The sequence below is a fragment of the Rhodanobacter caeni genome (assembly GCF_039523575.1).
GTDB classification, from domain to species: domain Bacteria; phylum Pseudomonadota; class Gammaproteobacteria; order Xanthomonadales; family Rhodanobacteraceae; genus Rhodanobacter; species Rhodanobacter caeni.
The window spans coordinates 906,315-929,728 of the sequence record NZ_BAAAFO010000002.1 but is presented as its reverse complement, the minus strand read 5'-3'; the positions used below and the strand labels follow the sequence as shown (position 1 = coordinate 929,728).

Sequence of the window (23,414 nt, the reverse complement as noted above, 5' to 3'; positions counted from 1 at the left end):
AACGACGCGATTTGATTGTCAGAAATACCGATCACCCGGTTGTCGCCGGAAGTACAATCGGGCCTCGCCAGCCGGGCAATGTCATCAGCGCAAACGTCGACCAAAGAAAAACCCCCACCGTTTCCGGTGAGGGTTGTTCGGGATAAAGCCCCTGGCGGTGACCTACTCTTGCATGGGCGAGCCACACTACCATCGGCGCATGCGCGTTTCACTTCTGAGTTCGGGATGGGATCAGGTGGTACCACGCCGCTATGGCCGCCAGGGAAGGGGTTGAAGCAGCGCAGGTTGCGCCCGCTTCAGTCTGGGAGCAAAGCCTTTCTGAAGAGTCCGCCATGGACGGCGGGTTTGGCTCCTCGCGAAAAGGACTTCGCGTCAAATAAGACATAAACGAGTGACAAGCGTCGAGATCGATCGAACGATTCGGCAAATGCTTCGGGGCGATCGCTCTTTCGAGGAGTCCGGCCAGGGATGGCTGGGCTTTCGCAGAGGGATCTGCACGTTGAAGCGTCTTGGGGTTATATGGTCAAGCCGCACGGCTCATTAGTATCCGTTAGCTTCATGCATTGCTGCACTTCCACACCGGACCTATCAACCACCTGGTCTTGATGGTGCCTTAAGGAGAGTCAAGCTCTCGGGAGATCTCATCTTGGGGCGTGCTTCCCGCTTAGATGCTTTCAGCGGTTATCACTTCCGTTCATAGCTACCGGGCAATGCCATGGGCATGACAACCCGAACACCAGCGGAACGTCCACTCCGGTCCTCTCGTACTAGGAGCAGCCCCCCTCAAATCTCCAACGCCCACGACAGATAGGGACCGAACTGTCTCACGACGTTCTGAACCCAGCTCGCGTACCACTTTAAATGGCGAACAGCCATACCCTTGGGACCGGCTACAGCCCCAGGATGTGATGAGCCGACATCGAGGTGCCAAACACCGCCGTCGATATGAACTCTTGGGCGGTATCAGCCTGTTATCCCCGGAGTACCTTTTATCCGTTGAGCGATGGCCCTTCCATACAGAACCACCGGATCACTAAGACCTACTTTCGTACCTGCTTGATCCGTCGATCTTGCAGTCAAGCACGCTTATGCCTTTGCACACAGTGCGCGATGTCCGACCGCGCTGAGCGTACCTTCGTGCTCCTCCGTTACGCTTTGGGAGGAGACCGCCCCAGTCAAACTACCCACCATACACGGTCCCTGGTCCGGATTACGGATCGAGGTTAGAACGTCAAGCACTTCAGGGTGGTATTTCAAGGATGGCTCCACCGAAACTGGCGTCTCGGTTTCGTAGCCTCCCACCTATCCTACACAGAAGAACTCAACGTTCAGTGTAAAGCTATAGTAAAGGTTCACGGGGTCTTTCCGTCTTGCCGCGGGAACGCTGCATCTTCACAGCGAATTCAATTTCACTGAGTCTCGGGTGGAGACAGCGCCGCTGTCGTTACGCCATTCGTGCAGGTCGGAACTTACCCGACAAGGAATTTCGCTACCTTAGGACCGTTATAGTTACGGCCGCCGTTTACTGGGGCTTCGATCAAGAGCTTCGCCTTGCGGCTGACCCCATCAATTAACCTTCCAGCACCGGGCAGGCGTCACACCCTATACGTCCACTTTCGTGTTTGCAGAGTGCTGTGTTTTTGATAAACAGTCGCAGCGGCCAGGTTACTGCGACCCCTCTCAGCTCAGCTACGCACGTAGCCACCAAAAGGGGCGCACCTTCTCCCGAAGTTACGGTGCCATTTTGCCTAGTTCCTTCACCCGAGTTCTCTCAAGCGCCTTGGGATTCTCACCCTGCCTACCAGTGTCGGTTTACGGTACGGTTTTTCTCAAGCTGAAGCTTAGTGGCTTTTCCTGGAAGCGTGGTATCAGTCACTTCGTCCAAAGAGGACTCGTCTCGGTGCTCGGCATAAAGCATCCCGGATTTGCCTAAGATGCATGCCTACCGCCTTTCCCCGGGACAACCAACGCCCGGTAGACCTAACCTTCTCCGTCCCCACATCGCACTTGAGAAAAGTGCTGGAATATTAACCAGCTTCCCATCGACTACGCATTTCTGCCTCGCCTTAGGGGCCGACTCACCCTGCGCCGATGAACGTTGCGCGAGGAAACCTTGGGCTTTCGGCGTGGGGGCTTTTCACCCCCATTATCGTTACTCATGTCAGCATTCGCACTTCCGATACCTCCAGCATGCCTTACGACACACCTTCACAGGCTTACGGAACGCTCCTCTACCGCGTACAGTCGAAACTGCACACCCCGAGCTTCGGTGTCTAGCTTAGCCCCGTTAAATCTTCCGCGCAGACCGACTCGACCAGTGAGCTATTACGCTTTCTTTAAAGGATGGCTGCTTCTAAGCCAACCTCCTGGCTGTCTATGCCTTTCCACATCGTTTTCCACTTAGCTAGAACTTGGGGACCTTAGCTGCGGGTCTGGGTTGTTTCCCTTTTCACGACGGACGTTAGCACCCGCCGTGTGTCTCCCGGATAGTCTGTCCTGGTATTCGGAGTTTGCCATGGTTTGGTAAGTCGCGATGACCCCCTAGCCATAACAGTGCTCTACCCCCAGGAAGATTCGTCCGAGGCGCTACCTAAATAGCTTTCGAGGAGAACCAGCTATCTCCGAGTTTGTTTAGCCTTTCACTCCTATCCTCAGCTCATCCCCATCTATTGCAACAGATGTGGGTTCGGTCCTCCAGTGCGTGTTACCGCACCTTCAACCTGGCCAAGGATAGATCACTCGGTTTCGGGTCTACTGCCAGAGACTATGCGCCCTATTCAGACTCGGTTTCCCTTCGCCTCCCCTATACGGTTAAGCTTGCCACTGACAGTAAGTCGCTGACCCATTATACAAAAGGTACGCAGTCACCCTTGCGGGCTTCCACTGCTTGTACGTATACGGTTTCAGGGTCTATTTCACTCCCCTCTCCGGGGTTCTTTTCGCCTTTCCCTCACGGTACTAGTTCGCTATCGGTCAGTCAGGAGTATTTAGCCTTGGAGGATGGTCCCCCCATGTTCAGACAAGGTTTCACGTGCCCCGCCTTACTCAATTTCATATCAAGTGCCCTTTCGTCGACTGGGCTATCACCATCTATGGCCGGGCTTTCCATCCCGTTTGACTAGAACACAAGATACTTTTGGGCTAGTCCCCGTTCGCTCGTCGCTACTGAGGGAATCTCGGTTGATTTCTTTTCCTCCGGGTACTTAGATATTTCAGTTCCCCGGGTTCGCCCCGTACACCTATGGATTCAGTGCACGGTACCGCCTAAGCGGTGGGTTTCCCCATTCGGACATTGCCGGATCAAAGCTTGTTGCCAGCTCCCCGACACTTTTCGCAGGCTGCCACGTCCTTCATCGCCTCTGACTGCCAAGGCATCCACCGTATACGCTTAGTCGCTTGACCATATAACCCCAAGTCGCCTCGGGGCATGCACCCTCATCAGGTGCAGCCAAGTTACTTCGTTTCGTGCCTTAACACTTGCCTCGGTTCGATTGAACCAAGACGCTTGTCACTCGTTTACGTGTTTTCAAAGAACATCGTGCCGGCCTCAATGCCGGTCGATTTCAAAATCTTTTGTGTGCTGATACTTCACGCGTCCGATCGAACCTTGGTGGAGCCTGTCGGGATCGAACCGACGACCCCCTGCTTGCAAAGCAGGTGCTCTCCCAGCTGAGCTAAGGCCCCAAGGAAACCTTGGCATAATGGTGGGTCTGGGTGGACTCGAACCACCGGCCTCACCCTTATCAGGGGTGCGCTCTAACCACCTGAGCTACAGACCCAGAGATTGAACCCCCAGAACCTCACCAGGCTGGCTGGCATTCGGTTCGAAGCGGCTGTTCCCGAAGAGTCCGCACACGGATGTGCGGTTTTGCTCTTCGCGAAACGGACTTCGCGTAAAGTACAGGTGTCTTGTGTGGACGTCTTGCGTGATGACTCACGCCGTCGTTTCTTGAAAGGAGGTGATCCAGCCGCACCTTCCGATACGGCTACCTTGTTACGACTTCACCCCAGTCATGGACCACTCCGTGGGCGTCGTCCTCCTTGCGGTTAGACTAACGCCTTCTGGAGCAACCCACTCCCATGGTGTGACGGGCGGTGTGTACAAGGCCCGGGAACGTATTCACCGCGGCATAGCTGATCCGCGATTACTAGCGATTCCGACTTCATGGAGTCGAGTTGCAGACTCCAATCCGGACTGGGATCGGCTTTCTGGGATTGGCTCCACCTCGCGGTATCGCAACCCTCTGTACCGACCATTGTAGTACGTGTGTAGCCCTGGCCGTAAGGGCCATGATGACTTGACGTCATCCCCACCTTCCTCCGGTTTGTCACCGGCAGTCTCCTTAGAGTTCCCACCATTACGTGCTGGCAACTAAGGACAAGGGTTGCGCTCGTTGCGGGACTTAACCCAACATCTCACGACACGAGCTGACGACAGCCATGCAGCACCTGTGTTCCGATTCCCGAAGGCACTCCCGCATCTCTGCAGGATTCCGGACATGTCAAGGCCAGGTAAGGTTCTTCGCGTTGCATCGAATTAAACCACATACTCCACCGCTTGTGCGGGCCCCCGTCAATTCCTTTGAGTTTCAGTCTTGCGACCGTACTCCCCAGGCGGCGAACTTAACGCGTTAGCTTCGACACTGATCTCCGAGTTGAGACCAACATCCAGTTCGCATCGTTTAGGGCGTGGACTACCAGGGTATCTAATCCTGTTTGCTCCCCACGCTTTCGTGCTTCAGCGTCAGTGTTGTCCCAGATGGCCGCCTTCGCCACTGATGTTCCTCCCGATCTCTACGCATTTCACCGCTACACCGGGAATTCCACCATCCTCTGACACACTCTAGCTATCCAGTATCCACCGCCATTCCCAGGTTGAGCCCGGGGATTTCACGGCAGACTTAAATAACCGCCTACGCACCCTTTACGCCCAGTAATTCCGATTAACGCTTGCACCCTTCGTATTACCGCGGCTGCTGGCACGAAGTTAGCCGGTGCTTATTCCTCAGGTACCGTCAGCCCCACAAGGTATTAGCCCGTGGTATTTCGTTCCTGATAAAAGTGCTTTACAACCCGAGGGCCTTCTTCACACACGCGGCATTGCTGGATCAGGCTTTCGCCCATTGTCCAATATTCCCCACTGCTGCCTCCCGTAGGAGTCTGGGCCGTGTCTCAGTCCCAGTGTGGCTGATCATCCTCTCAGACCAGCTAGCGATCGTCGCCTTGGTAGGCCATTACCCTACCAACTAGCTAATCGCACATCGGTCCGTCCAACCGCGCGAGGCCCGAAGGTCCCCCGCTTTCTCCCGTAGGACGTATGCGGTATTAGTCCCGGTTTCCCGAGGTTATCCCCCACGTCTGGGTAGGTCCCGATGCTTTACTCACCCGTCCGCCACTCGCCACCCAGGGAGCAAGCTCCCCTGTGCTGCCGTTCGACTTGCATGTGTTAGGCATGCCGCCAGCGTTCAATCTGAGCCAGGATCAAACTCTTCACTTAAGTTTTCGATCATCCGAAGACAATCTATCTTTCTGAAGCGTTCTTCCCAACCGAAAAAACTCATTACTGACTTTCTTTGGTGGGACGCTTGCATTGCTTGGACAGGTCGCAACCCATCAGCACAAGACGTCCACACAATTCACCTGCGCACACTGTCAAAGATCGTTCGCTTGGCACCGGCTTTTCCCGGTACCGCCCCAAGACGTTTCGTCCTGGGTGAGCCGCCCATTCTACATCGCTTTTCCCTACCGTCAACACCCTTGAAACAGAATCTTTCGCGGTGATTTGTTGCGGAGGACCTTCGCGGAGGGCGTCTCGTCGAAGGGGCGTGAATCATAGCGCCGCGTCGCACATCTGTGAAGGGCTTCGACGGAATTTTTTCTGAACCGTCGTTCGGCGTCGGCCCGGCGCGACGCTAGACTTACAGGCTTCCCCGTCGACGAGCGCAGCGATGAAGACCTGGTTTTTGGCGGTATTTGTCCTGCTTGCCGGCTGCGCCAACGCGGCGTCGCCGTCTGGCCAAAAGCCCGTCACGGTGGTGTTGCATGGACAGCGCATCGCGGTGGAACTTGCTACCGACGATGCCCAACGACAGCGCGGGTTGATGATGCGTCCGTCGCTTCCGGCGAACCACGGCATGCTGTTCGTTTTTCCGCGCACCGAGCCGCAGGCGTTCTGGATGAAGAACACGCTCATCCCGCTGGACATGCTCTATTTCGACGCCACCCGCCGGCTGGTGTCGATGCAGTTGAACGTGCCGCCGTGCCAAGCCGATCCATGTCCGGTCTATCCCAGCGAAGGCCCGGCGCGCTATGTGCTGGAGCTTTCGGGAGGGACGGCGCGGCGGATTGGCGCGCAGCCGGGTGACGAGCTGAAGATCGAGGGCGAGATCGGCCCCGTGCGCTGACCCGAAGGAGCGGCGTCCAACAGGCCAACGCGGTACGGGATCAGATCCTCCGGCCGCAAGGTTTCCAGCACGTCCCATTCGTCTTCAAACGGTATGAATTGTCGCAAGGGGATGCTCCCGGCCAAGGCGTACGCGGCGCGTACCTGGGGAACATCGAAGCAGACGACCCGGCCGATTGGCTGTCCGGATCGGGCCGTTTGCTGGCAGAACGCGGACTTCAGTCCAGCTCGATCATCTCGAAGTCGTCCTTGGTGGTGCCGCAGTCCGGACAGGTCCAGGTATCGGGCACGTCTTCCCAACGCGTCCCCGGGGCAATCCCCTCCTCGGGCACACCCTCCGCTTCGTCGTAGATATAGCCGCAAACAACGCACATCCATTTGCGCAAGGCCGTAGCCTGGTTGGAACTGACACTCATGGCAGGGATTCTTCGATCATGACTGGATGCGCCATTCTCGCAACTCGTTTCGCAATGCGAAAGCGCGCCGCCATCCGATGACGGCGAAGCGACACCATGGCGTCCATGTTCGCGCCAACCCGGCCATGCGGCGTGTCAAAACGTCACGCCGGGGCGCCATGGCTGGCGATGGATCGCCGCACAACGGAGAATGGTCGGTCGACAGCTGCGCTGACTGCAGCGCTCCGCCCGTCGGCGCCTGCTCGCGCTCTACTCCACATTCGGAATTCTGCATGACCACCAACCAGGAACTGTTCCATCGTGCCCAGCAGCTGATGCCCGGCGGCGTGAATTCGCCGGTGCGCGCGTTCAAGTCGGTGGGCGGCGAGCCGTTTTTCACCGCGCGGGCCGACGGCGCTTATCTGTGGGATGTGGAGGGACGACGCTACATCGACTACGTCGGCTCCTGGGGCCCGATGATCGTGGGGCACAACCACCCGGCCGTGCGCGAAGCGGTGGAACGCGCGGTCAAGGATGGCCTGTCGTTCGGCACGCCCTGCGCGGCCGAGGTGACGATGGCCGAGACGATCACCCGGCTGATCCCCTCGATCGACATGGTGCGCATGGTCAACTCCGGCACCGAGGCCACGATGTCGGCGATCCGGCTGGCACGCGGCGCCACCGGGCGTAGCAAGATCGTGAAGTTCGAGGGCTGCTATCACGGCCACGGCGACAGCTTCCTGGTGAAGGCGGGCTCCGGCGCGCTCACCTTCGGCGTGCCCACTTCGCCCGGCGTGCCCACCGCGAATGCCGATCTCACGCTGACCCTGCCCTTCAACGATATCGAGGCGGCGCAAGCCTTGTTTGCCGAGCACGGCGCCGATGTGGCGGCGCTGATCATCGAGCCGGTCGCCGGCAACATGAATTGCATCCCGCCCAGGGACGGCTATCTCGCCGCGCTGCGCGAGCTCTGCACGCGTCATGGCGCCGTGCTGATCTTCGACGAAGTGATGACCGGCTTCCGCGTGGCGCTCGGCGGCGCGCAGGCGCATTACGGCGTCACGCCGGATCTCACCACCTTCGGCAAGATCATCGGCGGCGGCATGCCGGTGGGCGCGTACGGCGGCCGGCGCGACCTGATGGAACAGATCGCCCCCAGCGGCCCTATCTACCAGGCCGGCACCTTGAGCGGCAACCCGGTGGCGATGGCGGCGGGCCTGGCGATGCTGGAGCTGATCCAGGTACCCGGCTTCCACCAGCAACTGGCCGCACGCACCCGACTGCTCACCGACGGCCTGCAATCGGTGGCCGATGGCGAAGGCGTGCCGTTCAGCACGAATCGCGTGGGCGCCATGTTCGGGGTGTTTTTCAGGGCGGAAAAGGTCGAGACCTACGCGCAGGCTACGGCGGCGGACAGCGCCCTGTTCAACCGCTTCTTCCACGGCATGCTGGAGCGCGGCGTGTACCTGGCGCCCTCGGCGTTCGAGGCCGGCTTCATGTCCAGCGCGCACAGCGACCAGGACATCGCCGATACGCTGGAAGCGGCGCGCGGCGCGCTACGCCAGGCGCGCGGCTGACGGAGCCTCACCAGACGCCGGTGTTCGGCATCGACGCCCACGGCTCGCGTGGCTCCAGATGCCCGTCCTGCAGCAATTCGATCGAGATGAGGTCGGGCGAGCGCACGAACGCCATGTGGCCGTCGCGGGGCGGCCGGCCGATGGTGTAGCCCATCGACTGCAGGCGTTCGCAGGTGGCGTAGATGTCGTCGACGCGAAATGCCAGGTGGCCGAAATTGCGGGCCGAACCGTAGTCTTCGTCGGCGTCCCAGTTGTACGTCAGCTCCACCTCTGCATCCGGGCTTTCGGCGGCCGCCAGGAACACCAGCGTGTAGCGCCCGGCGGGCACGTCCATGCGGCGCACTTCGCGCAGGCCCAGCCCGTCGCAGTAGAAGCGCAGGGACGCATCGAGGTCGCGTACGCGAACCATGCTGTGCAGGTATTTCATTGCCGCTCCGCAAGTTTGATGAAAAAAGCATGATGCCGCGCGACCGGTGTGCAGCCGGTGCACGTCCGGTCAACGATCAAGACGGGCCTTGAGCGCTTGCGCGATGGCGGCGAGTCGATCCGCATCGCTTCGCGGCGGCACAGCGTCGGGATAGACGCGCAGCAGGCCGTCGTCGATCCGGCGCGGATGCACGTGCAGGTGGAAATGGAAGACTTCCTGCCCGCCCGCCTCCCCGTTCGACTGCCACAGGTTCAGGCCGGGCGGATCGCAGGCGGCGCGCAACGCGCGCGCCACCCGCACGGCCGCCTGCATCACCGCCGCGGCCTCGTCGTCTGCCAATGCATAGATGTCGGGCACGTGCCGGCGCGGTATCACCAGCACGTGGCCGGGCACCGCCTGGCGCCAGTCCATGAAGGCCAGCACCTTGCCCTCGTCCAGCACCACGCTGGCCGGCGCCGCGCCGCGGGCGATCGCGCAGAACGGGCAGCTGTCAGCCATCAGGCGGAGGTCAGCTCCTGCACGGCCAGGCGCAGGCGCGACAGGCCTTCGACGACATCGGCGCCGCCGATGTTGAGCGGCGGCACCAGTCGCAGCACGTCCGGGCCAGCCTGCAGCAGCAGCACACCGTGTTTCGCCGCGTATTCCAGCACTTCGCCGGCGCGACCCTTGTAGGCGTCAGCCAAAACCGCGCCCAGCATGAGTCCGCGACCGCGGATACTGGCGAACAGGCCGCTTTCTTCGCCGATCGCGGCCAGGCCTGCACGGAGCGCCGCGCCCTGCTTTTCCACATTGGCCAGCAGTACCGGCGACGCCAGCTTGCGCAGCGCCACGCGCGCCACCGCCGCGGCCATGGGATTGCCGCCGAACGTGGTGCCGTGCGCCCCGTACTGCATGACCTCGGCCACCTTGGGCCCGGCCAGCATCGCGCCGATCGGGAAGCCGCAACCCAGCGCCTTGGCCAGGGTGACGATGTCCGGCGTCACGCCGTCCTGCGGGTGGGCAAACAAGGTTCCGGTACGGCCCATGCCGCACTGGATTTCATCCAGCACCAGCAAGGCATCGTGCGCGTCGCACAATTCGCGCACCCGCTTCAGAAAGCCCGGCGCGGCAGGCATGACCCCGCCCTCGCCCTGTACCGGCTCGACCATCACCGCGGCGACGTCGCCGGCGGCAAATGCCGCCTCCAACGCCGACACGTCGTTGAAGTCCAGGTAGCGGAAACCCTCCGGCAACGGCTCGTAGCCCTGCTGGTATTTCGGCTGCGCGGTGGCGGTTACGGCGCCCAGGGTGCGGCCGTGGAAGGAGCCGCGGAAGGTGAGGATCACCCGCCGCTCGGGCGGCCGGCCCTGCGCGGTCGCCCACTTGCGCACCAGCTTGATCGCCGCCTCGTTCGCCTCGGAGCCGGAGTTGCACAGGAACACGCGCTGGGCGAAGCCCGACGCCGCCACCAGTTCCTCCGCCAGCCGTAGCGGTGGCTCGGTATAGAACACGTTGCTGGCATGCCACAGCTTGTGCGCCTGCGCGGTCAGTGCGGCCAGCAGGTCCGGGTCCTGGTGCCCCAGCGAGTTCACCGCGATGCCGGCGCCGAAATCCACGTAATCGTTGCCGTCGGTATCCCAAAGACGCGAACCCCTGCCGTAGTCGAGCACCATGGCGCGCGGGTGGTACAGCGGCAACCAGTAATGGGCAAGGTCGATCAGGGATGCCGTGGCGGGGCTGGGCGATTGCATGAATGGCTCCAGACTTCGCCATGGACGAAGCCTCGTGGATTCAAAGGGGATGGTGTCAGCCCGCCCGCAATGCGGCTGGCTTCCCCTCAATTATCCACGTACGACGGCAGAACCTGAAGATGCGGGTTCAGCGCCGCCTGCCGTGCCGCTTCGCCCGCTCAGCGCAGGTCATCCAGCTGCAGCTGGTGCTTCTTGCACAACCGGTAGACGGTGACGCGGGAGATGCTCAGCCGCCGCGCGCATTCGCTGATGTTGAACTGGCTCTCGCGCAGGCAGGCGACGATGGCGTCGCGCTCGGCCGCGATGCGTGCCAGCCCCAGGCTGCGATGGGCCGGGTCGGGGTTGGGGCTGAGGTCGAGGTCGGCCGGGCTGATCAGGGCATCCTCGGCCACGACGGCGGCGCGCTGCACACGGTTCAGCAATTCGCGCACGTTGCCGGGCCAGCTGAAACTGCGCATCGCACGCCGCGCCGCACTGCTGAAACCGCGCGCATAGCTGCAGTGCTGCTCGCGGAACTGATCCAGAAAATGCTGCGCCAGCACGTCCACATCGCCACCGCGCTCGCGCAGCGGCGGCATGTGCACGCGCAGGACATTGAGGCGGTAGTAGAGATCCTCGCGGAAGCTGCCCTGATCCACCGCCTTTTCCAGGTCGACATGGGTGGCGGCCAGCACCCGCGCATCGATGGTGATGGGCCGGCTGCTGCCCACGCGTTCCAGCGAGCCCTCCTGCAGAAACCGCAGCAGGTTGGTCTGCGCTTCGAGCGGAAGGTCGCCCACTTCGTCCAGAAACACGGTGCCGCCGGCGGCACGCTCGATATGCCCGATGCGCCGCGCGTTGGCGCCGGTGAAGGCGCCGCGCTCATGGCCGAACAGCTCCGACTGCACCAGGTTGGGCGGCAACGCGCCGCAGTTGATCGGCACGAATGGCCCGGCGCGGCGGGCCGACAGGCGATGCAGCGCGGCGGCCGCCACTTCCTTGCCCGTGCCCGTTTCGCCGGTGATCAACACGGGCAGCTCGACCGGTGCAAACTTGTACAGGCTGGCCACTGTCGCCGCCATGGCGGGGCTGTGCCCGACCATATCCGCCAGGGGGTCGTCGCTGGCCAGCTCGTGCCGCGAGGGATCTCCCGCGCGCCGCAGCGCCTCCAGCGCCTGCGGGACATCCGTCTCCACGCCCATCGAGGTGCCGACGCGGCGAATTCGCCAACCGGGCCCACCCTGGATGTCGCGCTCATGCTCGGCGGGGTGGCCGAACCACACCATGCATCCCCGGCTCCCATTGACCATTTGCCTCTCCCGCCGGGCCTGGCTTGCGCCAGCAACCCCGGTTCAGGCAACCCGGCCCCCTTCCGCAGCTGCTCCATGTCCTTGTCGCATCCATGGTGCGCCCTGTACCGCTTTCCTTGAGGTCCAGGACGCTCCACACCGAGCGCTGATGATGCACCGGTGCGATGTGAAGGGTCAGTAGGCGTTCAGCCAGTTCCGCACTGGCCTTACGGCCTGCCCGATCGGCCTAGGCGGGCTACGATTTCTGGAACCGGGGCAGCACGTCGCGCAGTTCGGCCAGGCGCTGCAAGGGGTCGGTCAGCTCCAGCATGCGCTGTTGCTCCTCCACGTCCAGCGGCAACAGCTCGGCGAGGCGGCATCCCACCCAGGCGGCGTCGTCGTACATCGAACGCGGCGCGTGGCGGAAATGCGGTGCCATCGTTTCCACCAGCCGCTCGGCGATGCTCTGCAGCAGCGCAAATTCCACCGGAATCTGTTGCGGCGGATCGGGCGGCCACAGGATCACGCTGCCGCGCAGGAGACCATCCGAACGCGCGCGGGTGCGCACGGCCCGAAACCGCGCGCCGCCTTCGACGACGATGGCCAGCAGCCCGTCGTCGCCGGTGTGGAAATCGGTGATGCGGGCGATCGTGCCCACCGCCGCGGGCACCGCCGGCGCGCCCGCCTCGCGCCCCTGCAGGATCAGGCAGACGCCGAAGCCGCTGTCCTGCCGCGTGCATTCGCGCACCATGTCCAGGTAGCGTGGCTCGAAAATGCGCAGGGCCAGTTGCCCGCCGGGAAACAGCACCGTGCGCAGCGGGAACAACGGCACGTCGGGGAGGAGTTCGAGGCCGGCCATGCGTTCGAGTTAGTCACAAGCGATCGCGTGAACGCAAGCCACGCACGCGAGCGCATCGAGGGACGCGGCTACTGCGCCGCCAACAGCCGCACGAAGCGGTGCGGCGCGTTGTCGAAGCCGCCGTTGGACATGAACACCACCTGGTCGCCAGGTCGCGCCAGTGCCTGCAGATCCGCCAGCAGTGCATCGACGCTGGCGGCGGTGGTGCCGCGCCCCTGCAGGGCGTCGGTGACCTGCGCGGCATTCCATGGCAGGTCGGGGCGCCGCAGGAAGACCACCGCATCGGCATCGGCCAGCGACGGCGCCAGCGCGGCGGCGTGCGCGCCCTGGCGCATGGAATTGGAGCGGGGCTCCAGCGCCACCAGGATGCGCGCCGTCCCCACCTTGGCGCGCAGCCCCGCCAGCGTGGTGGCGATGGCGGTGGGATGATGGGCGAAATCGTCGTAGACGCGCACCCCACCGACATCGCCGATCTGTTCCATCCGCCGCTTCACGCTGTGAAAACCGGCAAACGCCCTCAGCAGCGCACGCGGATCGGCGCCGGCCGCCGCGGCCGCCGCCAGCGCGGCCAGCGCGTTCATCACGCTGTGGTTGCCCAAAAGCGACCAGTGGATTTCACCGATCAGCTCGCCACGGCGATGCACAGCAAACACCGAGCCATCCGCTTCGATCAGATTGGCCTGCCAATCGCCGCAACCGATGCCGAAGGTTTCCACCGGCGTCCAGCAACCCATCGCCAGCACCTCGGCCAGGCGCTCGTCCATGGCGTTGACGATCAGCCGGCCGTTGCCGGGCACCGTGCGCACCAGGTGGTGGAACTGGCGCTGGATCGCCGCCACGTCGGGGAAGATGTCCGCGTGGTCGTATTCCAGGTTGTTGAGGATCGCGATGCGCGGCCGGTAATGCACGAACTTGCTGCGCTTGTCGAAGAACGCGGTGTCGTATTCGTCCGCTTCAATAACAAATGGCGCCGTCGAAGACGGCTCCACCCCAACGTCCCCCGCTCGCGGGGGAGGGAGGCGCGAAGCGCCGGAAGGGGGACTCTGGGCGCCACAAGGCTGCTTTCCGCCCAACCTCGCCGACACCCCGAAATTCCCCGGCACCCCGCCCACCAGGAATCCCGGCGCCATCCCCGCGCTTTCCAGCAGGTGCGCCAGCAGGCTGGTGGTCGTGGTCTTGCCGTGCGTGCCGGCCACCGCCAGCACGTCGCGCCCGGCCAGCACCGTCTCGCCCAGCCATTGCGGGCCGGAAACGTAGCGCAGTCGCTGATCGAGCATGTACTCCACCGCGGGATTGCCGCGGCTCATCGCGTTGCCGACCACCACCAGGTCGGGCGCCGGTTGCAGGTGTTTCGCTTCGTAGCCGCGCATCAGCTCGATGCCGAGGGCTTCGAGCTGGTCGCTCATCGGCGGGTAGACGCTGCTGTCCGAACCCTCGACCTCAAGGCCCAGCTCGCGCGCCAGCGCGGCGACACCGCCCATGAAGGTGCCGCAGATACCGAGGATATGCAGGCGCATGCCGGGCTTCCTGAAAGCCTTCCCGACGGGAAGGAAGAACTCAGCCGTTGGCGGCTACCGAGTCGCGCCGCAATGCCTGCTTGATGCGTGCGGTGACCTCGTCCAGCTCACCCACGCCATCGACTACCTGCAACTTGCCGCGGCGGGCGTAGAAATCGGCGACCGGCGCGGTCTGCTCGGCGAAGATGCCCAGCCGGCGGCGCACGGTATCGGGGTTGTCGTCGGCGCGTCCTTCCGCCTTGAAGCGCAGCTCGCAACGACCCACGATGGCTTCGTTGGGCACTTCCAGCTTGATCACGGCATCCAGCGGCTGGCCGATCTTGGCCAGCAGCTGATCCAGCGCATCGGCCTGGGCCAGGTTGCGCGGATAGCCGTCGAGGATGAAACCGCCCTTGGCATCGGCTTGTGCCAGGCGGTCTTCCAGCATGCCCAGCAGGATGTCGTCGGAAACCAGTTGGCCGGCCTCCATCACCGCTTTCGCCTTGAGCCCCATCGGCGTGCCGGCGGCCACGGCCGCGCGCAGCATGTCGCCGGTCGAGATATGCGGCACACCGAGATCCGTCTTCAACCGGGCGGCCTGGGTACCTTTGCCCGAGCCGGGCGCACCAAGTAGGACGAGTCGCATAATGCTCCACAAGTTCGACGGGCCGCCGCACACTGCCGCCGCCCGAACGTATGCCGAAAACCAACCGTCAAATTAACGTCTGCACCCGTTTCCGTCAAACCGGGCATGCTGCCGCGCGACGGCGCCGGCCATGAGTGATGGGTACCGGTTGCCGCTTCGGCCGCCGCGCGGCCACACTCCCCTTTTGCCGTTTCCGAGGATAGCCATGAGCCCCGTCCGCCGTTCCTCCGCCACTGCCGGAAACCTGCTGTACGCCCAGTCCGGCGGCGTCACTTCCGTGATCAACGCCACCGCCGCCGGCGTCATCGAGGCGGCGCGGGCCAGGGGCGTCAAGGTCTACGCCGCGCGCAACGGCATCCTGGGCGCCCTGCGCGAGGATCTGATCGACACGTCGAAGGAAACCGCCAGCGCCATTACGGCCCTGCGTCACACGCCCGGCGGCGCCTTCGGCTCGTGCCGCTACAAGCTCAAATCGCTGGCGGACAACCGCGCCGAATACGAGCGGCTGATCGAGGTGTTCCGCGCCCATGACATCCGCTGGTTCCTCTACAACGGCGGCAACGATTCGGCCGATACCGCGCTGAAGCTGTCGCAGATCGGCAAGACGCTGGGCTACGACATCCGCTGCATCGGCGTGCCCAAGACGGTGGACAACGACCTGGCCGTCACCGACTGCTGCCCGGGCTTCGGCTCGGTGGCGAAATACACCGCCATCTCCACCCTGGAAGCCAGCCTCGACGTGGCCTCGATGGCCGAAACCTCGACCAAGGTGTTCATCCTCGAAGTGATGGGCCGCCACGCCGGCTGGATCGCCGCCGCTGCCGGCCTGGCCGGCGAAGGCGCGGACGCGGCGCCGCACATCATCCTGTTTCCCGAGAACGCGTTCGACGAGGCCGCGTTCCTGGCGCGGGTGAAAGCCACGGTGGAACGCGTGGGCTGGTGCACCGTGGTGGCCTCCGAGGGCGTGCGCAATGCCGCCGGGCAATTCCTGGCCGAAGCGGGCACGCGCGATGCGTTCGGCCACGCGCAGCTGGGTGGCGTGGCGCCCGTGCTGGCGGCGCTGGTGAAGGAAAAGCTGGGCTACAAATACCATTGGGCACTGCCCGATTACCTGCAGCGCTCGGCGCGGCATGCCGCCTCGAAGGTCGACGCCGAACAAGCCTTCGCGGTCGGCCGCGCCGCGGTCGACTACGCATTGGCCGGCATGAACGCGGTGATGCCGGTGATCGTGCGCACGTCCGACGCGCCGTATCGCTGGAAGATCGAACCGGCGCCGCTGGCGAAGATCGCCAATCGCGAAAAGAAGATGCCCAGGAGCTTCATCAGCCGCGACGGTTTCGGCATTACCGCGGCGGCGCGCCGCTACCTGGCCCCGCTGATCCGCGGCGAGGCGCCCTTGCCCTATGGCAGGAACGGCCTGCCCAGCTACGTCCAGCTGAAGAACGCGGCGGTGACCGCGCGGCTGCCGGCGTTCAAGCCCTGAGGCGGCCGGTCGTTTGCTGAGTGCCGGCTGAAAGGTCCGATCGGCGCATGTGCGGGGTTCAGCTACGCGTTTCTACGATTCCCCCATCCGCCGCGACCGCCATCGTGCGTCGGGCGCTTACCGAGGGAGAACGCCATGAAACTTGTCAGCCGTTTGCTCATCGCGGTGGCTTTGCTGGCCACCGGCAACCTGGCCCTGGCCCAGCACGGCCCTCGCGACCATGACCGGCGCGCGCAGCATCACGAGCGCCACGACCACCGGTACGACGGCCATCGCCGCGGCCACGACCGCCACGACGTTCGCCGTTACGACAACCGCCATTACAACCGCACGCGCGTGGTCATCCGCGAGGATCACCACCGCTACGACCGTCCGCACTATCGCCACCACTGGCAGCGCGGGCATCGCTACGGCGGGCCGATCTACGTGGTGCGCGACTATCGCCACTACCGCCTGCGCCCGCCGCCGCGCGGCTATCACTGGGTGAGGGCCGACAACAACGACTACCTGCTGGTCGCCATCGCCACCGGCATCATCCTGGATGTGGCGCTGAACTGAACCAGGCACACGTCGTGACCACCGGGGCCGTGCATTCGTGCACGGCCCCTTTGTTTGCGCCCCGCACCGGGCGCTGCGCCGCACAACAGCCAGTGCGGCAACCTCTGCCTATACTCGTTGCGACCGCCCGTCCGGACGGCCACTGACAACTCATGGGGAGGCTCCGATGCTGCAACAGCATGGCTGGTGGATCGTTCTGGGGTGTGCGGTAGTGGCGGTTTTGTATGGCGCGTTCTCGGCGCGCTGGATCCTGGCCAAATCGCCGGGCAACGAACGAATGCAGGAGATCGCCGCGGCCATCCAGGAAGGCGCCCGTGCCTACCTCAACCGCCAGTACACCACCATCGCGATGGTCGGCGTGGTGCTGCTTCTGCTGATCGGATTCTTTCTGAGCTGGCCCACCGCGATCGGCTTTCTGCTGGGTGCGGTGTTGTCCGGCGCCGCCGGCTACATCGGCATGAACGTCTCGGTGCAGGCCAATGTGCGCACCGCCGAAGCCGCGCGCGGCGGCCTGGGCAAGGCGATGGACGTGGCGTTCCGCGGTGGCGCCATCACCGGCATGCTGGTGGTGGGGCTGGCCCTGCTGGGCGTGGCCGGCTACTGGTTGATCCTCACCCGCATGGGCATCAGCGGCGAGCCGGCGCTGCATGCGCTGGTGGGTTTCGCCTTTGGCAGCTCGCTGATCTCGATCTTCGCGCGCCTGGGCGGCGGCATCTTCACCAAGGGCGCCGACGTGGGCGCGGACCTGGTCGGCAAGGTAGAGGCCGGCATTCCCGAGGACGACCCGCGCAACCCGGCAGTGATCGCCGACAACGTGGGCGACAACGTGGGCGACTGCGCCGGCATGGCCGCCGACCTGTTCGAAACCTATGCGGTCACCGTGATCGCCACCATGCTGCTGGGCAGCCTGATGGTGGCCGACGTGGGTGCCAACGCGGTGCTGTATCCGCTGCTGCTGGGCGCGGTGTCGATCATCGCCTCGATCATCGGCACGCTGTTCGTGAAGGTGAAACCCGGCGGCTCGATCATGGGTGCGCTGTACAAGGGCGTGGTGGTGTCGGCGGTGCTGGCGGCGGTGGCGTTCTACCCGATCACCACGCACCTGATGCCCGACTTCAGCCACGGCGCGATGAGCCTGTGGGGTTGCACGCTGATCGGGCTGGCGCTGACCGGCGCCATTGTGTGGATCACCGAGTACTACACCGGCACCCAGTACAAGCCGGTGCAGCACATCGCGGCGGCCTCCACCACCGGCCACGGCACCAACATCATCGCGGGCCTGGGCGTGTCGATGAAATCCACCGCATGGCCGGTGATCGCGGTATGCGCCGCGATCTGGGGCGCCTACGCGCTGGGCGGCCTGTACGGCATCGCCATTGCGGCGACCGCCATGCTGTCGATGGCCGGCATGGTGGTGGCGCTGGATGCCTACGGCCCGATCACCGACAACGCCGGCGGCATCGCCGAGATGGCGGACCTGCCGCCGGAAGTGCGCGGCGTCACCGACCCGCTGGACGCCGTGGGCAACACCACCAAGGCGGTGACCAAGGGCTACGCCATCGGTTCGGCCGCGCTGGCCGCGCTGGTGCTGTTCGCCGACTACACCCACAACCTCAGCCAGCATTTCGAGGGCTCCATCGTGAGCTTCGACCTGTCGAACCATTACGTGATCATCGGCCTGCTGATCGGCGGCCTGATCCCGTACCTGTTCGGTGCGATGGCGATGGAGGCGGTCGGCCGTGCCGCCGGCGCCGTGGTGGTCGAGGTGCGCCGCCAGTTCAGCCAGATCGCCGGCATCATGGAAGGCACCGCCAAGCCGGAGTATTCGCGCGCGGTGGACATGCTGACCCGTTCGGCCATCCGCGAAATGATCATGCCCTCGCTGCTGCCGGTGCTGGTGCCGGTGCTGGTGATCGTCGGCTTCAAATGGCTCGGCGGCCCCGAGGCCGGCGCGCAGGCGCTGGGCGGCGTGCTGATCGGCACCATCGTCACCGGCCTGTTCGTGGCCATCTCGATGACCACCGGCGGCGGCGCCTGGGACAACGCCAAGAAATACATCGAGGACGGCAACCACGGCGGCAAGGGCTCGGAAGCCCACAAGGCTGCCGTCACCGGCGACACCGTGGGCGACCCGTACAAGGACACCGCAGGCCCCGCGGTGAATCCCTTGATCAAGATCATCAACATCGTGGCGTTGCTACTCATTCCCTTGCTGTAGCCGAAGCAGCGCCTGCCCGGCACGATCGCCCCTCTCCCGCTTGCGGCGACCGAAGGAAGTCCCCTTGCGGGAGAGAGGGGTTGGGGAGAGGGAGCTCAAGCGCAGACCAAATCACCTATCTCGCGCGCTCGGCCGAGGCAGACACTCCAACGCATCCCACCGAACCCCGCCCACGCGGGGTTCGCCTTTTCCGCCCCACACCCAACCTTCCGCACTGACTTTAGCCACACGTGCCCACCACGGCGCGATGGCACACTGGCGGACGATCACCTACCGCAGGACCTCCCATGACAATGAATCGATCGCTCTGGCTGATGCTGGCGCTGGGCGTCACACTGGTGGGCATGAACGATGCCCATGCCCGCGACAAGACGCCCGCTCAGCCCGCCACCGCGACAGCCACCGACGATCCCTTCCTGTGGCTGGAAGACATCCACGGCAGCCGATCGCTGGCGTGGGTGGAAAAGGAAAATGCCAGGACGACGGCGCGGTTCGCCGCCGGCGCGGATTTCGAGAAAACCCGCGACAGCATCCTCGAGGTGCTCGACTCCGACGCGCGCATCCCCGACGTCAGCCGCCGTGGCGATTACCTGTACAACTTCTGGCGCGACAAGGCGCATCCGCGCGGCGTATGGCGCCGCACCACGCTGGCCGAATACCGCAAGGCGAACCCGACGTGGGAAGTGCTGCTGGACGTGGATGCGCTGAACAAGGCCGAAGACAAGCGCTGGGTGTTCAAGGGCACGCAATGCCTGAAGCCGGATTACAACCGCTGCCTGATCTCGCTGTCGCCCGACGGCGGCGACGCGGTGGCCGTGCGCGAATTCGACATTGCCGCCAAGTCGTTCGTGAAAGGCGGCTTCGACCTGCCGGTGGCGAAGACCGAGGCCGGCTGGATCGATGAAGATACTGTTTACGTCGGCACGGATTTCGGCCCCGGCACGATGACCGAGTCGAGCTATCCGCGCATCGTGAAGGAGTGGAAGCGCGGCACGCCACTGTCATCGGCCACCACCGTGTACGAAGGCAAATCCAGCGACCTGGCGGTCGGCGCCTACCACGACCGCACGCCGGGCTTCGAGCGCGATTTCGTCTCCGTCGCCAAGGATTTTTTCCACAGCGAGCTGTACCAGCGCATCGACGGCAAACTGGTGCGCGTCGACGTGCCTACCGACGCCAGCGCCGATGTGCATCGCCAATGGCTGCTGGTGCAGACGCGCTCGCCATGGACGGTGGGCGGCAGCACCTACCCGTCCGGCGCGCTGCTGGCGGCGGACTTCGACGCGTTCATGGCCGGCAAGCCGCATTTCACCGTGCTGTTCAAGCCCGACGCGCACACCTCGCTGGCTTCGTACGACTGGACGCAGCACCACCTGATCCTGGACATCCTGGACGACGTCAAGAGCCGGCTCGAAGTACTGACGCCGCAGGCGGGCGACTGGAAGCGCGAAAGCCTGCCCGGCGCGCCGGCGATGAGCACGATCAGCGTGGTCGGCACCGACCCCGACCACAGCGACGAATACTGGCTCGACGTCACCGGCTTCCTGACGCCCACCGCGCTGCAGCGCGGCGTGCTGGGCAGCGAGCCGGCCACCACGATCAAGCAGGACCCGGCGTTCTTCGACGCATCGGCCTTCACCGTGAGCCAGCATTTCGTCACCTCGAAGGACGGCACCCGCGTGCCGTATTTCGAGATCGCCCCGAAGAACATCAAGCTCGACGGCCGCAACCGCACGCTGCTGTATGGCTACGGCGGTTTCGAAGTCTCGCTGCAGCCGCACTACAGCGGCAGCATCGGCCGCGCCTGGCTGGAGCGCGGCGGCGTCTACGTGATCGCCAACATCCGCGGCGGCGGCGAATACGGCCCGCAATGGCACCAGGCCGCCCTGAAGGCGAATCGCCCGCGCGCCTACGAGGATTTCGCGGCGGTAGCGCAGGACCTGATCAAGCGAGGCGTCACCTCGCCCGACCATCTCGGCGCCGAGGGTGGCAGCAACGGCGGCCTGCTGATGGGCAACATGCTCATCCTGTATCCGCAGCTGTTCGGCGCCATCGCCTGCGAAGTGCCGCTGCTGGACATGAAGCGCTACATCCACCTTTCCGCCGGCGCCTCGTGGATGGCCGAATACGGCAACCCCGACAGCGCCGACTGGAATTTCATCAAGACCTTCTCGCCGTACCAGAACGTGAAAAAGGGCGTCGACTACCCGCCGGTGCTGTTCTACACGGCCACCAGCGACGACCGCGTGGGCCCGGTGCAGGCACGCAAGATGGCCGCCCGCATGCAGGCGCAGGGTCACCCGGACGTGTGGTTCTACGAGAACCTGGAAGGCGGCCACGGCGCGGGTGCGGACAACAAGCAATCAGCGCACATGCACGCCATGGCGTACGACTTCCTGTGGGATCAGTTGAAATAGCGCAACGCCGGCACCGGGATATCGCGACCTGCCGGCAGTCCGGCAGGTAAGCTTTGCGCCTCCCCGATCAGCCCGACGGCCGTCACATGCATCCACGCGTCACCATCACCCCTGCACTGCGCGAATGGATTCTCGAAACCACCCGGGCCGGCCATGGCGTCGACGACGTCCTGCGCCTGATGAAGGAGAACGGCTACGACCCGCGGCAAAGCCGCAGCATCGTGGCCGAGGTGATGAAGCTGCCGCTGGCCGCCCTGCACGCCACCACCGGCAAACCGCGGGGTGTGCGCACGAGGCACCCGGAAGCGCCGGAGGCCGTCATCGACGGGCGCACCATCGGCATTCCCGTCAGCGTCGACGCGCCGGCGTTGCGCGTGCTCGATGGCCTGCTGTCGGAACGGGAATGCGCCGACCTGATCGACCTGGCTCGGCCGCGCATGCAGCGCGCGCTGACCGTGGACAGCAGCGGCAGGGAGCAGATCGACCACCGGCGCACCAGCGAGGGCATGTTCTTCCGCACCGCCGAAACGCCGCTGGTGGCCGCCATCGAACAGCGCCTGGCGCATCTGCTGGGCGTGCCGGCCAGCCACGGCGAGGGCCTGCAGATCCTGCATTACGGTACCGGGCAGGAATACGAGCCGCACTACGACTGGTTCGATCCGGCCTTGCCCGGGTACGACAAGCTCACCGCTCACGCGGGGCAGCGCATCGCCAGCGTGGTGATGTACCTCAACACCCCCGAGCGCGGCGGCGGCACGGCGTTTCCCGAGATCGGGCTCACCGTGACGGCGCGGCGTGGTTCGGCCGTCTATTTCGCCTACGAAGGCGGCGACCAGAGGTCGCTGCACGCCGGCTTGCCGGTGCTCCAGGGCGAGAAGTGGATCGCCACCCTGTGGCTGCGCGAACGGCCTTTCGGGCAAGGCTCGAAGCGCTGATCGACCACCTGCCACGACACGCGCAAGCGGCCCGGTCGCTGCGATGCAGCAAGGTTTGGCGTATCCTAGGCGGCTGACTTTCCTCCCTCTCTTGCCTAGGACACCCCATGGGTCTGCATCTCGTCCCCGCCGGTCGCAACGTGCCGGAAGAAATCAACGTCATCATCGAAATCCCCAAGGATGCCGAGCCGGTCAAGTACGAGGTGGACAAGGAAAGCGGCGCGATCTTCGTCGACCGCATCCTGTCCACGCCGATGCGCTACCCGTGCAACTACGGCTACGTGCCGGGCACCCTGGGCGGCGACGGCGACCCGCTGGACGCGCTGGTGATCCTGCCCCTGCCGCTGACCGTGGGTTCGGTGATCCGCTGCCACCCGGTCGGCATGCTGAAGATGACCGACGAGGCGGGCAGCGACGAGAAGCTGGTGGTGATCCCCTCGCCCAAGGTGTTCCCCGGCTACGCGCACATCAACGACATGAAAGGTGTCTCGCCGCACTGGCTGGAGCGCATCGGCCACTTCTTCGAGCACTACAAGGACCTGGAGAAGGGCAAGTGGGTGAAGGTCGCCGGCTGGGTCGGCGCCGAAGAGGCCAAAACCGAAATCACCGCCGGCATCGCCCGGTATCAGGCAGAGAAGGCGGCGAAAGCCTGAGGCGAACCGGCAAGCCGGACGCTGCCGTAACAGCACGCCTCAAGGCTCGCAAAGCCGTAATCCCCTCTCCCCTGCGGGGAGAGGGTAGGGAGAGGGGGCACGCCGCGGGGAAGCTCCAGCGGAGCTTCTCCCCGACGCCCAGAAGCCACACCCGCCCCACCTCAACGCCCGCAAATGCCGTAATCCCCTCTCCCCCGCGGGGAGAGGGTAGGGAGAGGGGGACACGCCGCGGGGAAGTTCCAGCGGAGCTTCTCCCCGATGCCCAGAAGCCACACCCGCCCCACCTCAACGCCCGCAAATGCCGTAATCCCCTCTCCCCCGCGGGGAGAGGGTAGGGAGAGGGGGACAC

At 64.4% G+C, this 23,414-nt stretch carries 16 protein-coding genes, 2 tRNA genes and 3 rRNA genes; 8 read left to right on the top strand and 13 right to left on the bottom strand.

Annotation, left to right across the window (positions count from 1 at the left end):
• Window positions 1-149 precede the first annotated feature (149 nt).
• From rrf to ABD017_RS08525, 5 genes are all read right to left on the bottom strand, one after another.
• Window positions 150-263, bottom strand: a 5S ribosomal RNA gene (gene rrf / locus ABD017_RS08545).
• 256 nt (window positions 264-519) lie between these two features.
• A 23S ribosomal RNA gene (locus tag ABD017_RS08540) occupies window positions 520-3,402 on the bottom strand.
• Between the two features lie 206 nt (window positions 3,403-3,608).
• Window positions 3,609-3,684 (bottom strand) — tRNA-Ala (locus tag ABD017_RS08535).
• Between the two features lie 18 nt (window positions 3,685-3,702).
• Window positions 3,703-3,779 (bottom strand) — tRNA-Ile (locus ABD017_RS08530).
• A gap of 173 nt (window positions 3,780-3,952) precedes the next feature.
• Window positions 3,953-5,497: ribosomal RNA gene (locus ABD017_RS08525) — 16S ribosomal RNA — on the bottom strand.
• The 16S, 23S and 5S rRNA genes sit together here with 2 tRNA genes alongside, the layout of an rRNA operon.
• A gap of 451 nt (window positions 5,498-5,948) precedes the next feature.
• Here ABD017_RS08525 and ABD017_RS08520 point away from each other — a divergent pair.
• Entirely contained in the window at window positions 5,949-6,404 is a 456-nt protein-coding gene (locus tag ABD017_RS08520) for a DUF192 domain-containing protein (RefSeq protein WP_343882099.1), read from the top strand.
• 217 nt (window positions 6,405-6,621) lie between these two features.
• Here ABD017_RS08520 and ABD017_RS08515 read toward each other — a convergent pair whose 3' ends face one another.
• A complete protein-coding gene (locus tag ABD017_RS08515) occupies window positions 6,622-6,819 on the bottom strand; it encodes a rubredoxin (RefSeq protein WP_343882097.1) in 198 nt (65 codons plus the stop codon).
• 272 nt (window positions 6,820-7,091) lie between these two features.
• Between ABD017_RS08515 and hemL the strand changes: the two genes are divergently transcribed.
• Window positions 7,092-8,375: a glutamate-1-semialdehyde 2,1-aminomutase gene (gene hemL, locus ABD017_RS08510; RefSeq protein ID WP_343882095.1), complete on the top strand. Its 1,284-nt coding sequence runs from the start codon at window positions 7,092-7,094 to the stop codon at window positions 8,373-8,375.
• A gap of 7 nt (window positions 8,376-8,382) precedes the next feature.
• On the opposite strand, the gene ABD017_RS08505 is transcribed toward hemL, so the two are convergent.
• The 7 genes from ABD017_RS08505 to ABD017_RS08475 form a co-directional block, all read right to left on the bottom strand.
• Complete coding sequence (locus ABD017_RS08505) at window positions 8,383-8,802, bottom strand: VOC family protein (RefSeq protein ID WP_343882093.1); 420 nt, start codon at window positions 8,800-8,802, stop codon at window positions 8,383-8,385.
• 69 nt (window positions 8,803-8,871) lie between these two features.
• Window positions 8,872-9,300, bottom strand: a complete 429-nt coding sequence (locus ABD017_RS08500; RefSeq protein WP_343882091.1) for an HIT family protein — start codon at window positions 9,298-9,300, stop codon at window positions 8,872-8,874.
• Entirely contained in the window at window positions 9,300-10,532 is a 1,233-nt protein-coding gene (locus ABD017_RS08495; protein WP_343882089.1) for an acetylornithine/succinylornithine family transaminase, read from the bottom strand. The genes ABD017_RS08500 and ABD017_RS08495 overlap by 1 nt, the downstream gene beginning before the upstream one ends.
• Before the next feature lie 158 nt (window positions 10,533-10,690).
• A complete protein-coding gene (locus tag ABD017_RS08490) occupies window positions 10,691-11,797 on the bottom strand; it encodes a sigma-54 interaction domain-containing protein (protein WP_343882087.1) in 1,107 nt (368 codons plus the stop codon).
• A gap of 259 nt (window positions 11,798-12,056) precedes the next feature.
• Window positions 12,057-12,659, bottom strand: a complete 603-nt coding sequence (locus ABD017_RS08485; RefSeq protein WP_343882084.1) for an LON peptidase substrate-binding domain-containing protein — start codon at window positions 12,657-12,659, stop codon at window positions 12,057-12,059.
• A 68-nt stretch (window positions 12,660-12,727) separates the two neighbouring features.
• Entirely contained in the window at window positions 12,728-14,176 is a 1,449-nt protein-coding gene (gene mpl, locus ABD017_RS08480; protein ID WP_343882083.1) for a UDP-N-acetylmuramate:L-alanyl-gamma-D-glutamyl-meso-diaminopimelate ligase, read from the bottom strand.
• A gap of 40 nt (window positions 14,177-14,216) precedes the next feature.
• Window positions 14,217-14,801: an adenylate kinase gene (locus ABD017_RS08475; protein ID WP_343882081.1), complete on the bottom strand. Its 585-nt coding sequence runs from the start codon at window positions 14,799-14,801 to the stop codon at window positions 14,217-14,219.
• A gap of 205 nt (window positions 14,802-15,006) precedes the next feature.
• On the opposite strand from ABD017_RS08475, the gene ABD017_RS08470 reads away from it, so the two are divergent.
• The 6 genes from ABD017_RS08470 to ppa all read left to right on the top strand — a co-directional run bounded on the left by ABD017_RS08470 (window position 15,007) and on the right by ppa (window position 23,065).
• Window positions 15,007-16,284, top strand: a complete 1,278-nt coding sequence (locus ABD017_RS08470; protein WP_343882079.1) for a 6-phosphofructokinase — start codon at window positions 15,007-15,009, stop codon at window positions 16,282-16,284.
• Window positions 16,285-16,419: 135 nt separating this feature from the next.
• Complete coding sequence (locus tag ABD017_RS08465; protein WP_343882077.1) at window positions 16,420-16,842, top strand: RcnB family protein; 423 nt, start codon at window positions 16,420-16,422, stop codon at window positions 16,840-16,842.
• 166 nt (window positions 16,843-17,008) lie between these two features.
• The gene (locus ABD017_RS08460; RefSeq protein WP_343882075.1) at window positions 17,009-19,060 is read left to right on the top strand and encodes a sodium-translocating pyrophosphatase; all 2,052 of its coding nucleotides are present in this window, start codon (window positions 17,009-17,011) and stop codon (window positions 19,058-19,060) included.
• A 344-nt stretch (window positions 19,061-19,404) separates the two neighbouring features.
• Entirely contained in the window at window positions 19,405-21,477 is a 2,073-nt protein-coding gene (locus ABD017_RS08455) for a prolyl oligopeptidase family serine peptidase (protein ID WP_343882232.1), read from the top strand.
• Between the two features lie 86 nt (window positions 21,478-21,563).
• A complete protein-coding gene (locus ABD017_RS08450; RefSeq protein WP_343882073.1) occupies window positions 21,564-22,412 on the top strand; it encodes a 2OG-Fe(II) oxygenase in 849 nt (282 codons plus the stop codon).
• Between the two features lie 107 nt (window positions 22,413-22,519).
• A complete protein-coding gene (ppa, locus tag ABD017_RS08445; protein WP_343882071.1) occupies window positions 22,520-23,065 on the top strand; it encodes an inorganic diphosphatase in 546 nt (181 codons plus the stop codon).
• Window positions 23,066-23,414: the final 349 nt, after the last annotated feature.